Here is a 14,924-nt window from a genome sequence, read left to right on the forward strand (position 1 = left end):
TTCCGCATGCTCCACGCAGGCAAAAAAGGCCTGAGCGGGCTATCTTTTTAAGATTCTCTTAAGGAAATAAAAAGGGCGGCGGCTGGTTTTTCCAGCCACCGCCCGCTGACTGCCGGGTGTTTTTTACCAGCGGTCGTGATCGTGATCGTGGCGATCGGCCACGCCCGTTCCGGGAGTGAAGGAGACGCCGCGCAGCACCTCGGCGAAGCCGGCGGAGCGAAGCGTGAAGAAGCGCTCCTTTGCGGCAACGGTCGAGCTGGTGCTGGCGAGGCGGTCGGTGATGACGACCAGGCGGTTGGGGTCGGCGCCGGTGTCTCCGCCGCCGCTGACGGTGGAGGTGATGGCCCAGATGGTCACGGTGCCGTCGGGATTGACTTTACCGGTGATGTTGCGCAGGCCATCGGTGGCAGGCGACCAGGGAAGAGTGGTGGCAGAGTTTATTCCGGTGGGATAGCCGTGAACGGTGTAGGGCGTGCCGAGATCGAGGCCGTTCGTGAGCGTGTAGGCCAGGGTCCAGGTGCTGGTGGTGGGGTTGAAGACCCACTTTTCGAGCCCGGCGGTGGTCTGCTTTGCGGCGTGCGTGTAGAGATCGGTGCCGCCGGTGTAGCCGTCGCCCTCATCGGCAACATAGAGGGTGTTGGCGTCGGCAAACCAGAGGCCGAAGGGGAAGGCCGTGATCGTGGTCTGGCTCTTGTTGGGAATGGAGGGGAAGCCGGCGAGGATGCACATGTTGCTGGACAGGCCGGTGCTCTGCAGAGTGCCCAGGTTATAGCTGAGGGCCGCGTCAGGCAGCGCCGCGGAAGGAGACGGCAGACCGACGCCTTTGGGGCAGGCTTTGCCGGTGGTGTCGAGGAAGTAGACGGTGTTCACGCCGTTGCTTCCGCTGCCCTTGGTGAAGTACACGACGTTGTTGAAGACGGCGATGCCGCGGTAGTTGTCGTCCTTGCCGATTTTGTCGGCCTTGGCGCCGAGCTCGGTGACGGAGAAGCTGCCGAGCGGCGAGGGCGTGCCGGGGTCCTGCTCCGCTTCGGGGGCCTTCAGCGCCTCGATGAACTGCGTGCCGGCGCCGAGGATGATGCCGTCGGGCTGCGGGTTGTTGCCGTTACCGGCGTTGCCGGCGGTGTAGAAGATGCCCGCGCCGTTGTCATTGTTCAGAATGGCGGCGCGCCCGTTGTTGCCGCTGTAGGCGTTGGTCTCGGTGAAGTGGAAGCGGCCCTGGCGGTCGACGGTGGCCACGGCGCGGTAGTAGTTTTCACCGACGGGATTGGTGAGATCGACGGCTCCGGGGGTGTTGGAGTTCGAGACGTCAAGAGTATTCACGGGCGCGACGTAGCCCATGAAGGTGAGGTATCTGCCGTCGGTCGAGAGGTGAAGGGCAATCTCGGATTTGGAGCTGAAGCTGGTCACGAGCTGATCGCTGTCCGCCTTTACGCCGCGATCGAGGCTGTTGGGCACCTCAAGCGAGTCGATGAGCCAGCCGGACGGGGTGATCTGATCCAGATAAATGCGCGAGGTAATGCCGAAGCTGCCATCGTAGGTGTCGTTGTTGAAGACGTACGGATAGGTTCCGTTGCTGATGGCGCCGGTGGAGGCGGAGCAGCCGCCCTGGGTGCTGGCGCAGTTCGGAGGAAGAACCTCGCCCAGCTTCACGTTCGATGCGCGGTTGTCGTAAACGCTCCGGCTGACCACCAGGTTGCCGGGAAAGAATGCCTCGCCGCGATCGGAGCGGCCGTTCTGGGCATGCGCGATCAGACCACCAGCCAGCGCAATGACAGAAAAAGCAATGCCACCTCCGGCGACAATGCGCCGAAGACCTTGATTTTCAGGAACTTTGGAATTCATTTTTTCTTGTGTCTCCTCGCGCCGGCCAGGCCTGGCCCAGCGCGGGGATAACCGTAGCAGCGGTCTGTTAATAAACTGTTGCGGCTCGAAGGGTCCAAATGACGCTTAAATTAATTCCCGGAAAGGTTTGGAGGCGGTTACTGCTTTGGAAGACGGGCTTCCACAGCCGCCAGGCGCTCGCGGAGCGAGATCTCCACAGAAACCTGCTGCATAAAACTGCGAATCAGATTTTCCAGGCCTTCGATTCGGGTACCCAGAGCACGAATCTCCGCCCGAAGGGTTTCCTTCGTGTCCTCGACCTTCGCATCGACCGCACGGATATTCCCGGAAAGCCCGGCATCGACGGCGCGTATCTCTCCGGAAAGCCTCGCATCGACGGCACGGATTTCCGCGCGGAGGGTCTCCTTCGTGTCCTCGACCTTCGCATCGACAGCGCGAATCTCAGCACGGAGGGTCTCCTTCGTATCTTCGACCTTCGCATCGACAGCGCGGATATCCCCGGAAAGCTTCGCATCGACGGCGCGGATCTCAGCACGGAGGGTTTCTTTCGTGTCCTCGATCCGGTGCTCGATCGCATCCAGCCGCACCGAATGCGTGCGAATCTCCGGGGCCAGGATGTCCTGGACCGTTGCGCGAATCGTTTCGAGGAGGTTTTCCGTCATGGCCGTTCCCTCGCATCATAGCGGACCTGCCTGCCCGCCGAGCCGATTTTCCGCAGCCTATAATTACTGTTGGGGTATTTTGCCGTTATCTGCATGCAGAGTGCAGGGATGGCGCACCCGGCAATCAGGGCATCCATTTTGACCGATCAGATCATCATCCGCGGAGCGCGGACCCACAACCTGAAAAATATCGACTGCGCGATTCCGCACGGCAGGCTGACGGTGGTCTCCGGGGTCTCCGGATCGGGCAAATCGTCGCTGGCCTTCGACACGATCTATGCGGAGGGCCAGCGGCGCTATGTCGAATCGCTCTCGGCCTATGCGCGGCAGTTTCTGGAGCGGATCGAGAAGCCGGATGTGGACCTGATCGACGGCCTGGCTCCGGCGATTGCGATCAAGCAGAAGAACTCGACGCGCAACCCGCGCTCGACGGTGGCGACGGCGACGGAGATCTACGACTATATGCGCCTGCTGTGGGCGCGGTGCGGAACGGTACACTGCACGGTCTGCGACGGCATCGTGCGCCGCGATACGGTAGACGAGATTGCGGAGGCGGTTCTGGCGCTGGGCGAAGGGACGCGGCTGCATGCGCTGTTTCCGGTACAGAAGCCGCAGACCACTCCGGTTGCGCCGGAGCCGGAAAAGCCTGCGAAACGGGGGCGCAAAGCCGCTGCGGCTGCGCCTTCTTCCCCGCTGACCGATGCGCTGAAGGAGCGGCTGACGGATCTGCGCACGCGCGGCTTCAACCGCCTGTACCAGAACGGCAGCATCTACGAGTTTTCGACGCCGGAGTCGCTGCTGGAGATCGACTTCTCGCTGCCGGTCTTTGTGCTGGTGGACCGCATTGCGGTCTCGGCGGAGAGCCGGGCGCGCGTTGTCGACGCGGCGGAGATCGGCTATCGCGAGTCGGGCGAGGTGCTGTTCGAGATTGTGCCGCGGGATGCGGACGGACAGGAGCGCGAGCGGCTGCGGTTTTCGGCGGCGTTCGAGTGCAAGAACTGCCACCGCATCTATCGCGAGCCGGAGCCGAGCCTCTTCTCGTTCAACAATCCGGCGGGCGCGTGCCCGCGCTGCCAGGGCTTCGGCAACACGATCGACTTCGATCTGAACCTGATTCTGCCGGATAAATCGAAGACGCTCGACGACGGCGCGGTCGATCCGTGGAACCGGCCCAAGTACCGCCCGTACTTCACGGAGCTGAAGCGGGCCGCGAAGCTGCACGGCGTTCCAACCGATGTGCCGTGGTACGACATGACGGAGGAGCAGCAGAGCTTTGTGCTGGACGGGCACGGCTCGTTCCCCGGCATCCGCGGCTTCTTCGCCTTTCTGGAGCGGAAGAAATACAAGCTGCACGTTCGCGTGATGCTGAGCAAATACCGCGGCTATGCGCTCTGCCCGGAGTGCAAAGGCCAGCGGCTGCGCGCCGAGGCGCGAGCCGTGCGCATCGGCAAAGACAGCGTCGGAAAGAATATCTGCGAGGCGGCGGCGCTGACCATCGGCGCGGCGAACGAGTTCTTCTCTTCTCTTGCGCTGACGCCGATGCAGGAGGAGATTGCGGGCAGCATTCTCGGCGAGATTCGGCAGCGGCTGCACTTTCTGGATGCGGTGGGCCTCGATTACCTGACGCTCGACCGGCTGGCTTCGACGCTTTCGGGCGGAGAGGCGCAGCGGATTCAGCTGGCCACGTCGCTCGGCTCGCAGCTGGTGGGCGCTCTGTATGTGCTCGATGAACCCTCGATCGGCCTGCACACGCGCGATACGGCCAAGCTGATCCGCATTCTGGATAATCTGCGCGATCTGGGCAACACGATCCTGGTGGTGGAGCATGATCCGGATGTGATTCGCGCCGCGGATTATCTTCTGGATCTGGGGCCGGGCGCGGGCGAGTTCGGCGGACGGGTGCTGGCGGGGGGAACGGTGGAAGAGGTGGAGCGGAATCCGGAGTCGATCACGGGCCGCTATCTGAGCGGGCATCTGACGATTCCGGTGCCGGCGCGGAGACGCCAGCCGGGACCACTTTCAGGCAAAGAATGGCTGCGGCTGCGCGGCGCGCGGGCGCACAACCTGAAGGGCATCGACGTGGATATTCCGCTGGGCATGCTGGTGTGCATCACCGGCGTATCGGGCTCGGGGAAATCGACGCTGGTGCACGAGGTGCTCTATAAGGTCATCGCGCACCAGCTTGGAAAGACGGAGGGCGGCGATCCGGCGAATCTGTATCGCGAGATCAGAGGCGCGGACCGGCTCAACGATATCGTGCTGGTCGATCAGACGCCGATCGGGCGCACGCCGCGCTCGAATCCGGTGACCTATATCAAGGCCTTCGACGCGATCCGCGAGCTGTTTGCCTCACAGCCCGAAGCGCAGCGGCGCAGCTACTCGGCCGGACACTTCTCCTTCAACGTGCCCGGCGGACGGTGCGATGTGTGCGAGGGCGACGGCACGGTGACGGTGGAGATGCAGTTTCTGGCCGATGTGGAGCTGCCCTGCGAAGAGTGTAACGGTACTCGTTACAAATCGAGCGTGCTCGAGGTGCGCTACAAGGGAAAGAATATCCACGAAGTGCTGCAGATGACCGTAAAGGAGGCGCTGCGCTTCTTTGCCGGCGTGCCGAAGATTGCAGAGAAGCTGGCGGTGCTGGACGAGATCGGACTGGGGTATGTGCGGCTGGGGCAGTCGGCCACGACGCTCTCCGGCGGCGAGGCGCAGCGCGTAAAGCTGGCGGCGCACCTGGCGACGGTGCGGTCGGGAACGTCTTCCGCGAACAGCGATGGAAAGAAGGCGAGCCGGGTGCTGTATATTCTCGACGAGCCGACGACCGGACTGCACTTCGACGATGTGAGCAAGCTGCTGGTGGCCTTTCGCAAGCTGATCGACGGCGGCGCCTCGCTGGTGGTGATCGAGCACAACCTCGACATCATCAAGTCGGCCGACTGGGTGATCGATCTGGGGCCGGAAGGCGGATCGCGCGGCGGACAGGTGGTGGCCACGGGCACGCCGGAGCAGATCACGCAGAATGAGCTCTCCCATACCGGCTACTGGCTGGCGAAGGCGCTGGCTCCGCGTGAACGGCAGCGGGAAGCGGCGGCCGAGACCGCGGCGCAGGAAACCGCAACCACTGAATCCGCTACCGCTGAATCCGTAGCTACGGGAAGCCATTAATTTTTTAAGTACCGTTAATTTTTTTAAGTACAGGAGCCGTTCATTTTTCTCATGCGCCAGAGAATCTTTGCATTTGCTTTTGTGGCCGCTCTGGCGGCGGGCTCTTCTTCATTCGCGGCCGCGCAGGCAGCCTCGCTGCCGCCGGGCACGCAGGTGGAAGACAACGCGCAGAGTCCGGCGGCGGGTCCGCTGGCCGAGGCCGAGTCATCGCTGGCGGCGAGGGATTATGCGAAGGCGGCAGCCACGCTGGATATCTGGCTTTCGGCGCATCCCGATGATGCGCGGGCGCTCTTTGACCGCGGCTATGCGGAGGACGCGCAGGGGCACACCGACGTGGCCGCGACCTGGTACCGGAAGGCGATTGCCGCCGATCCAAAACAGTTTGAGTCGCGCCTGGCGCTGGGGCTGATTCTGGCGGCGAAGGGCGATGACGGCGCGCGCGAGCAGCTGGAGGCCGCGGCAAAGCTCGAGCCGAATCCGCCGAATCCCGACGCGAAGGCGCAGGCCGACCGCGCTCTGGCTCGCCTGCTGCGGAACAACGATCCGGAGGGGGCGAAGAACGCTCTGCTGGACGCGCTGAAGCTGAGCCCGGAGACTCCGGACGATACGCTGCTGACGGCTGAGATTGCCGAAGCGGCCGGCGACCCGGACACGGCGCAGCAGGCGTACCAGCGGGTGCTGCAGGAGCAGCCGGATTCGTCCCAGGCCATTGCCGGGCTGGCCCATCTGCTGATTGCGCAGAAAAAGTATGCCGATGCGGAGCCGCTGGTCTCTTCAGCACTGAAGCGGGACCCGGACGATCCGGCGCTGAATGCGCAGATGGCGACGATTCTGGCAGGGGAAGGCAAGGAGGCGGAGGCGGTGTCGGTGCTGGAGAAGCTGCACGGGCTGGCTCCGGGAAACCAGTCGGTCGGCGGCATGCTGGCCGATGCGTATATGCAGACGGGCGCTCTGGACAAGGCCGATGCGCTGTATCAACAGCTGCTGAGCGCGGCGCCGCGCGATCCGGAGTTTCTGGACGCGCGCGGGCAGATCCTGATCCGGCAGGAGCACTATGCCGGGGCGATTGCGGCCTTTCAGAAGGCCGTGGCGGCGAAACCGGACGATGCCGATGCCCTGGGGGGAATCGCCTTCGCGGCCTCGAAGACGGCGCAGTACCCGCTGGAGCTGCAGGCTCTTTCCACACGATCAAAATATGTGGCTGATACGCCCGTAACCTTGTTTCTTTACGCTACGGCGTACGATAATCTGCATCAAACCGAGGCAGCAGCGGATTATTACCACCGGTTCCTCGCTGCAGCTCAGGATAAATTTCCAGACCAGGAGTGGCAGGCTCGTCACCGGCTGATTGCTCTTGGTAAAAAGTAACGGCGCTTCAGGCACCGCTGCACCTCAGGAGGTGCAATATGCGGTTCGTCGCAGTGATTGCTGTTATCGCCCTTCTCCCCGTCCCGTTTGCCTCGGCGGGCAATCTGGATGAAAAAATCCCCGATGCGCAACAGCTTGCCGCACTGGAAGTGCGCGCAGCCGAGGCGTCTCCACGCGAGCAGTGCTACCTCTATGCGGAGCTGGTGCACTCGATGACGGAGATCGCCACGATCCAGCTTCAGCAGGGCCAGGGAGCCCAGGCTTCGGCCTCTCTGGAGTCGGCGAGAAGCTATGCTGCGAAGCTCCAGACCGGCCTGGTGAACAATGCCAGAAAGCTGAAGAATGCCGAGATTCTGATTCGCCACACGGCCTTCCGGCTGAAGGAGCTGATGATGGGCGCCTCGCTCGACGATCGTCCCACGATGGAGGCGACGCTGCAGCAGCTCAATACGGTCGAAGCCAGGATGATGATGCAGGTCTTCCAGAAATAGATCCGGAAGCAGCCGGCCTGGAAGCGGCAGATCAGGAAGCAGCGGGGGCCGGATTAAAGCCAGAGTGTGAGTGATTTTCCGTGCTACGACAGCCGCGGAAAACCCTAAAGCATTCCATCCGGAATGCGCCTTATCTCACTCAGGCTACTGCAGGCGGAAGATACGCTGCGTATGGCGGCTGGCGCTGTCCGAAATGTTTGTCAGAGAACGACGCTGCCCTTCGGCGCGGGGGTCTTTTTCGGCCTTCGGAAGGCGTAGACGATGGCCAGCAGCGGCGGCGCAAGGAGAACTCCCCAGAACGGGATGAGGATGCCGAGCAGGATGGGCGCGAGCAGCGAGACCCAGAAGGGCACGCGCGTGATGCGGTGGAAGAGCCAGGGCTGCAGCACGAGCTGATCGACGATGACGATGACGGCGTAGAGGCCGAGCACGAGGCCGAGGCGGTACTCGTCGTGACCGCTGAAGGCGACGGCAAGCACGGGAAAGATGACGGCGATGACGCCGCCCCAGGCGGGGATCAGCGTCATGAGGCCGCCGATGACGGCCCACAGCGGCGCGAAGGGCACCCCGAGCAGAAGCAGTCCGGCGAGCCAGAGGACGGCGACGCAGAGCCCTTCGATGAGGACCGCCTTCGACCAGGCGAAGAGGGCGCGTCCGGCGGTGCGGCTGTGCGCTTTGAGATCGGACCAGAAAACAGGCTTCGAGGGAATGATCTTTGAGGGCATGGACCTTCGCTGTCTGATTAGACGGCGGCGGGCGGATGATGGATGGATTTATGCATGGACGGCGGACGGACGGGCGGATGATGGCCTGAGATTTCACCCGCTTGCCGAGGGAGCGAACTGCTATCGTAAAAGCAGCTATGAAATTTGGCGTCCTCGTCTTTCCCGGCTCAAACTGCGACCACGATACGTACCACGTTATTGCCGAGCTGGCCCATCAGCCAGTCACCTTTCTCTGGCACGATTCGCCGAGCCTTGAAAACTGCGACGCCATCCTGGTTCCCGGCGGCTTTGCCTATGGCGACTATCTGCGCACCGGAGCCATTGCCCGCTTTTCGCCGGTGATGCAGTCGGTGAAGAAGTTTGCCGCGGACGGCGGACTGGTGCTGGGCATCTGCAACGGATTTCAGATTCTGTGCGAGGCGGGGCTGCTGCCGGGCGCGCTGATGCGCAACGCGGGGCTGAAGTACATCTGCAAACAGGTGTGGCTGCGCACTGAGACCGCAGATTCTCCCTTTACGAACCTGCTGACGCCGGGAGAGACGCTGAAGGTTCCCATCGGCCACATGGAAGGCAACTACTTCTGCGACGAATCGACGCTGGCCACGCTGCGCCGCGACGAGCGCATCGCCTTCCGCTATGCGACGCCCGAGGGAGAGATTACGCGCGAGGCGAACCCCAACGGATCGCTCGACAACATTGCGGGCATCCTGAATGAGGGACGCAATGTGCTGGGCATGATGCCGCATCCCGACCGCTCGAGCGAGGCGCTGCTTGGCTCCGCCGATGGGTTCCGGATCTTCCAGTCACTGACGGGAGCCCTGGCGGCGCGCTCATGATCGATATTCATCATCACCTGCTGTTCGGACTCGACGACGGCGCGCCCGATCTTGAAACGTCGGTCGCGATGGTCGATGCGGCGGCGGCGGACGGCATCACGCATATCGTCTGCACACCGCATTCGAACGAGCACTTCCGCTTCGATCCGGAGGCGAACCAGCAGAGGCTGGCGGCGATACGGGAGCGGATCGGCGACAAGGTGACGCTGGGGCTGGGGTGTGACTTCCACCTGTCGTGGGACAACATCGAAGACGCGCTGCGCCATCCGGCGAAGTACAGCATCAACGGCGGGCAGTATCTGCTGGTGGAGTTTGCCGAGCTGATGATTCCGGCCAGCATCGGGGATTCGTTCTACGAGCTTTCGGTCAAGGGCCTGCGCTCGATCATCACGCACCCGGAGCGCAATCCGATCATTCAGCGCCACCCGGAGCGGCTGGCGGGATGGCTGCGCGACGGATGCCTGGTGCAGATTACGGCTTCGTCGCTCAACGGACGCTTCGGCAGAACGGCGCAGAGCTTTGCCTTTGAGTGCCTCGAAAAGAACTGGGTCCACTTTCTGGCCACCGATGCGCACAACGTGAAGGGCCGTCCTCCGCAGATGCGTGAGGCGTGGGAGACGGTGGCGAAGCGCTACGGCCAGGCGACCGCCGACCGGCTCTGCATCGGGAATCCGCGCGCCGCGTTCAACAACGCGGAGTGGCCCGCGCAGCCCGATCCGGAAGGTATTTTCGACAACGAGCCGGACCCGGCGCAGAAGCGCAGGCCCGGCTTTCTTAACAGGCTGTTCACCAAATAGCAAAACAACAGTGACCTGTTCCCGATCCGGTTTTCAACCGGATAGACGCGGTTTGACGAGATTCTGTCACCAGCCTGTCACTCCTTTGCGCTCTGCTTGACATCCTCCGGAAACGACGCGCACTTTCCAGAACACAGGGAAAGGACGGATGTTATGCAACCTACGAATACTCTCTCCTTCCGCCGCGTCTGGATGGCAGCAGGCCTCCAGGCCGATCACTCCCGCATGCGCAGATCCGGTGTGATTTCGGGACTGCTGCTTGCGGGTCTGTTTCTTCTGACGGTGACGGCGGGCTTTGCCCAGCGTCACGACAACGATGCCGACGATGCGTTTCTTCCCAGCCCGATACGCAGCGTCTCCACCGTTCCCGGCAACGGAGATGTGAATCCCTACGGAGTCGTCTTCATTCCGCGCGATTTCCAGAGCGGATCGGGCCCGCTGCGGCGAGGCGATATCCTGGTTTCGAATTTCAACAACGCAGCGAATCTGCAGGGTACCGGCACCACGATTGTGCGCATACCGCAGTCGGGCGCGCAGTCTCTGTTTTTTCAGGGAACAACGCCGCTGGGACTGAGCACGGCACTGGGCGCTCTGCGGGCGGGGCTGATCGTGGTCGGCAACTTTCCCAGCAAGGACGGCACCTTTGCCACGGCCACGGCGGGCTCGCTGCTGGTGATCAACAATCGCGGGCAGTGGATCCAGAGCTTCGCGGGGCCGGAGATTCAGGGTCCGTGGGATATGGCGCTGGTGGATCACGGAGACCGGGCCATCGCGTTTATCGCAAACACGCTGACGGGGAGCATCGCGCGTCTCGATTTCGCGGTGCGGGCGAGCGGGCTGACGCTGCTGCGCTCGAAGACGATTGCCTCGGGCTACATGCACAGAGGCGATCCGGTAACGTTCGTCGTGTCGCCGACGGGGCTGGTGTATGACGAGCACAGCGGTGTGCTCTATGTGGCGTCGACGGGCGACAACGCGGTGTTTGCGATCAATAATGCGGCGGACCGCATGACGGATGCGGGCATGGGACGACTGGTTTACCAGGACAATACTCACCTGCACGGCGCGCTGGCGATGGCCGAGGCTCCGAACGGGCACCTGCTGGTGGCCAACAGCGACGGCATCAACAGCGATCCCAATCAGCCGAGCGAGATTGTGGAGTTCACCAAAGGCGGAACGTTCGTGAAGCAGCTCTCGGTCGATCCGGCGCAGGGAGGGGCCTTCGGGCTGGCGGTGCGCAGCACGGAGGACGTGGTGACGTTCGCCGCGGTCGATGACAACACGGCGTCTCTGCTGATCTGGCTGCTGAACAGCGAGGAGTGACGCGGTATCGCAGAAGAGCAGGAAGCGGACCGGACGGGCAGAGGCGACGGCCTCTGTCCGCCGGGCGGCGCGAGGCGTCAGAGGCCGAGAACGCCGTGCTGTCCTCACGGGAATGCTTCCGATCTCTGTCTCCGTATCATCGCGTCCCTCCGTGTCTTCGTGTCCGGATCTGAACGCCGGTGTCCGGTTTTTTCGCGCGAAGTGTCCGGATCGTCCTGTAAAGTCTCTTAAATTTCAGCCACCTGGCATAAAAAGATACTTCCGGCCTTTGGCCCATGATTTGCTCTTCTCCTGTCTGACTTTTCATTTTGATGGGGAGGGCCGTCATGTCTGGAATGTTCCCCGTTTCCGCGAGAGATCTGCAGTATGCGATTCGCCAGCTGAGGAAGGCGCCGGGGTTTACTCTGGTCTGCGTCCTGACGCTGGCGCTGGGCATTGGAGCGAACACGGCCGTCTTCAGCGTGATGAATGCCGTGCTGCTGCGGTCGCTGCCTGTCTCCGATCCGGCGCACGTTGTCTACCTGCAGACCTCGAATGCGCCTCGCATGACCGGGACGATCGACTCTCATGAAACGTTCTCGTATCCGGTGTACGACGCGCTGCGCCGCCAGCACAGCGCTTTGTCCGCGGTGATCGCATTCGCACCTCTTTCCGGCAACAAGGTCGCGGTGCGTTACGGAACCGATCCCGAAGAAGCCGAAGGCGATATGGTGAGCGGCACGTTCTTCTCCGGGCTGGGCGTAAAGCTGACGCGCGGACGCGGTTTTACCGAACAGGACGAGGCGAACCACGCACAGGTGGCTGTAATCAGCTACAGCTACTGGACACAGCGCTTCTCCCGGAGCCCGGACGTGCTGGGGAAAACTCTTTACGTAAACGGAGTTCCTCACACGGTTGTCGGCATTGCGTCCGAGGGCTTCGAAGGCGTGGAGCCGGGTGCTTCCACCGACTTCTGGATTCCACTGACCAGCCGCCCGGAGCTGAATGCCTGGGGCAATCCTCCGGAGAACGGCAAAACCTATCGCGACAACGATACCTGGTGGTGCCTGCGGCTGCTGGGACGGCTGGCTCCCGGCGTGAGCAGAGCGCAGGCGGTCGCCAGGCTGCAATCCACGTTTCAGACGGCTGCGTATATCGGACTGGGCAATCCGCAGGCCGGTGAGACGCGCCCCACGCTGAGCCTTGAGGACGCGAAAAACTTCCCCGGCTATGACGACATGTACGGCAAACCGCTGCGCATGCTGATGGCCATGGTGGGGCTGGTGCTGCTGATTGCGCTGAGCAATGTGGCCATGCTGCTGATGGCCCGCAACACAACGCGGCAACGGGAGTTTTCCGTGCGCCTGGCACTGGGCGCAGGCCGCGGAGAGCTCTTTCGGCAACTGCTGACGGAAAGTCTGCTGCTGGTGACGCTGGGCGGCGGGCTGGCCTGGCTCTTTGCCGCCGCGGCGACCAGAGCGCTGGCGGCATGGGCACGGATTGAGTCGAGCCTTGCGCCGGACAACACGGTTCTCTTCTTTACGCTGAGCGTGCTGGTGCTGACGGCGCTGCTGCTCGGCCTGGCGCCATTGCGGATTGCACTGGCGGCCGGACCGGGCCTGGCGCTGAAGACCTCCGCGGTCACGGCGAATACGGACGCTTCAAAGTCGAAGACGGCCAGGCTGATCGTAACGCTGCAGATGGCCCTGTGCGTGGTGCTGCTGGTGGGCGCGGGACTTCTGATTCGCACGCTGCGGAACCTTGAACATACTCCTCTGGGCATGCGTGCTGAAGGGCTGGTGGTGTTCGGCGTGAAGCCGCAGAACGTCCACTCGGTTCCGGAGGGGATCGCGTTTTATCGCGAGCTGATGGACAAGCTGCGCGCGCTGCCCGGCGTCGCATCCGTAACCATTATGGAAGAGCGGCTTGGAGCGTGGTGGTCGGATAACAGCGCCATGATGGTGGACGGAAAGATGACCAGCATGATCGATGGCTCGCCGGGAACGGTACGCAGCAATGTGGCCGGGCCGGAGTTCTTCCGGACGCTGGGAGTGCCGGTGCTGGCCGGCCGCGACTTCAACGATTCAGACACTGCGGCATCGCCTCACGTCGGCATCATCAACGAACAGTTCGCGCAGCGCTTCTTTCCCCATCAGAATCCGCTGGGACACGTCATCGGGCCCGACAACGGCGCATACAAAATGACGATTGTCGGCGTGGTGAAGGATCACAAATACCGCAGCATCGACGAAGAGCCGATTCCCATGGCGTGGTACATGTACGCCCAGATTCCGATCACCGGCGGAATGAACGTCGAGCTGCGCGTACACGGAGCCCCGCTCGCTGTTCTGCCCGCGGCTCGCAAAGCGCTGCAGGAGATCAATCCCAACCTGCCGCTGATCGATCCGATGACGCAGCTCGCGCAGTTCGAGACCACCATCTCGCAGCAGATGCTCTTCGCACGGCTCGCCGGATTCTTCGGCATCCTTGCCGTGGTGCTCGTGGCGACCGGGCTCTTCGGAGTGCTGGCCTATCGCGTCAGCAATCGCACCATCGAGATCGGCGTGCGGATGGCGGTCGGAGCACGGCGCGGACAGGTGGTCTGGATGGTGCTGCGCGAAAGTCTGATTCTGACCGGCGCCGGCGTGGTGATCGGCATTCCCCTGGCAATGCTGCTCGGCAGAGCTCTGACCTCTGCTCTCTACGGCATCAAGCCGTATGACACAGCGAGCTATCTTCTCGCGGCGCTGGGCGTTGCTGCCGTGTCGGCGGTTGCCAGCGCGATTCCTGCGCGCAGGGCCGCGGGGATCGACCCTCTGACGGCTCTGCGCACGGAGTAGCATCTGCCGCGAAGGTCGAGATGAAAAGGAAGACTGCTCCGGGCGTCAGAGACCGAGGCCGCCGTCGACGCTCATAATCTGTCCGGTGATGAAGTGCGGTCCGGTGGCAAAGAAGAGCACGGCCTCGGCGACATCCTGCGGAGTGCCGTTGCGCTTCATCGGCGTTTTGTCGGCGAAGTGTTTGTAGTCTTCGGTGACCTCGCCGTTGACGATCATGCCGGGCGCGACGCAGTTGACGCTGATCTCGGGCGCAAAGGCGCGGGACATGGTCTGCGTGAGCATGTGCAGCGCGGCCTTCGAGGCGCAGTAGTGCGCGTGCGTGGGCCAGGGATGCAGTCCGCCGAGCGAGCCGATGTTGATGATGCGTCCGCGCACGGCTTTGAGCCAGGGGTGCGCGGCCTGGGCCACGAGAAAGGGGCCGCGGGTGTTGGTCTCAAACATGGCGTCCCATTGCTCGACGCTGATGGCATCGAGCGATGCGGTCTCGAAGCGGCCGGCGTTGTTCACCAGCAGATCGAGGCGGCCGAAATGCCCTGCTGCGGCGGCGACTGCGGAACGAATCTTTTCGGGATCGCGCACGTCGGCGTGAAAGCCCTCCGCGCTAACGCCCAGCGCGCGGATCTCTTCGACGGTTTTCCGGGCCTGCGCCTCGGATTCACGGTAGGTGATGGCGATGTCCGCGCCTTCTTCGGCAAGCGCGAGAGCGAGGCTGCGCCCGATGCGCCGGGCCGCGCCCGTCACCAGCGCTACCCTTCCCTGCAGCTTCCCCGGCGGTTTCGACATATATACTTAATACTGTAATCGAAAGAGATACGAGGGGATTGCAGCCCGGCAGGCAACCTTTTGCCGGAGATATGCAACCCGATTCGGCGGTATCTCATCCCATGTTTGCAGAGCTT

At 63.0% G+C, this 14,924-nt stretch carries 11 protein-coding genes; 7 read left to right on the forward strand and 4 right to left on the reverse strand.

The annotated features are described in order from the left end of the window. Positions 1-123: 123 nt before the first annotated feature. Positions 124-1,842, reverse strand: coding sequence for a hypothetical protein (locus tag D0Y96_RS16925; RefSeq protein ID WP_199480416.1), 1,719 nt, complete (start codon positions 1,840-1,842; stop codon positions 124-126). 137 nt (positions 1,843-1,979) lie between these two features. Then, positions 1,980-2,504, reverse strand: coding sequence for a hypothetical protein (locus tag D0Y96_RS16930; protein WP_117302269.1), 525 nt, complete (start codon positions 2,502-2,504; stop codon positions 1,980-1,982). 108 nt (positions 2,505-2,612) lie between these two features. Here D0Y96_RS16930 and uvrA point away from each other — a divergent pair, with 108 nt between their 5' ends. Genes uvrA through D0Y96_RS16945 form a run of 3 tightly spaced genes read left to right on the forward strand, consistent with a single transcriptional unit; the run spans position 2,613 to position 7,525 of the window. Then, positions 2,613-5,666: an excinuclease ABC subunit UvrA gene (gene uvrA / locus D0Y96_RS16935; protein ID WP_117302271.1), complete on the forward strand. Its 3,054-nt coding sequence runs from the start codon at positions 2,613-2,615 to the stop codon at positions 5,664-5,666. Between the two features lie 51 nt (positions 5,667-5,717). Then, positions 5,718-7,034 carry a tetratricopeptide repeat protein gene (locus tag D0Y96_RS16940; protein WP_117302273.1) on the forward strand — a complete coding sequence of 439 codons (1,317 nt, stop codon included), beginning with the start codon at positions 5,718-5,720 and terminating at the stop codon, positions 7,032-7,034. A 38-nt stretch (positions 7,035-7,072) separates the two neighbouring features. Then, a complete protein-coding gene (locus D0Y96_RS16945; protein WP_117302275.1) occupies positions 7,073-7,525 on the forward strand; it encodes a hypothetical protein in 453 nt (150 codons plus the stop codon). Between the two features lie 200 nt (positions 7,526-7,725). Here D0Y96_RS16945 and D0Y96_RS16950 read toward each other — a convergent pair whose 3' ends face one another. Beyond that, on the reverse strand, positions 7,726-8,298 hold the full coding sequence (locus D0Y96_RS16950) for an AI-2E family transporter (RefSeq protein ID WP_491562717.1): 573 nt from the start codon (positions 8,296-8,298) through the stop codon (positions 7,726-7,728). An 89-nt stretch (positions 8,299-8,387) separates the two neighbouring features. On the opposite strand from D0Y96_RS16950, the gene purQ reads away from it, so the two are divergent. The 4 genes from purQ (at position 8,388) to D0Y96_RS16970 (ending at position 14,025) form a co-directional block, all read left to right on the forward strand. Next, positions 8,388-9,086: a phosphoribosylformylglycinamidine synthase subunit PurQ gene (gene purQ, locus D0Y96_RS16955; protein WP_117302279.1), complete on the forward strand. Its 699-nt coding sequence runs from the start codon at positions 8,388-8,390 to the stop codon at positions 9,084-9,086. After that, positions 9,083-9,883, forward strand: coding sequence for a tyrosine-protein phosphatase (locus D0Y96_RS16960; protein ID WP_117302281.1), 801 nt, complete (start codon positions 9,083-9,085; stop codon positions 9,881-9,883). Before purQ ends, D0Y96_RS16960 begins: the two co-directional genes overlap by 4 nt. A 153-nt stretch (positions 9,884-10,036) precedes the next feature. Beyond that, a complete protein-coding gene (locus tag D0Y96_RS16965; protein ID WP_199480418.1) occupies positions 10,037-11,206 on the forward strand; it encodes a hypothetical protein in 1,170 nt (389 codons plus the stop codon). 326 nt (positions 11,207-11,532) lie between these two features. After that, entirely contained in the window at positions 11,533-14,025 is a 2,493-nt protein-coding gene (locus tag D0Y96_RS16970) for an ABC transporter permease (protein ID WP_252263880.1), read from the forward strand. Between the two features lie 45 nt (positions 14,026-14,070). On the opposite strand, the gene D0Y96_RS16975 is transcribed toward D0Y96_RS16970, so the two are convergent. After that, positions 14,071-14,808, reverse strand: a complete 738-nt coding sequence (locus tag D0Y96_RS16975) for an SDR family NAD(P)-dependent oxidoreductase (protein WP_117302285.1) — start codon at positions 14,806-14,808, stop codon at positions 14,071-14,073. Positions 14,809-14,924: the final 116 nt, after the last annotated feature.

This window comes from Paracidobacterium acidisoli (assembly GCF_003428625.2).
Lineage (GTDB): Bacteria > Acidobacteriota > Terriglobia > Terriglobales > Acidobacteriaceae > Paracidobacterium > Paracidobacterium acidisoli.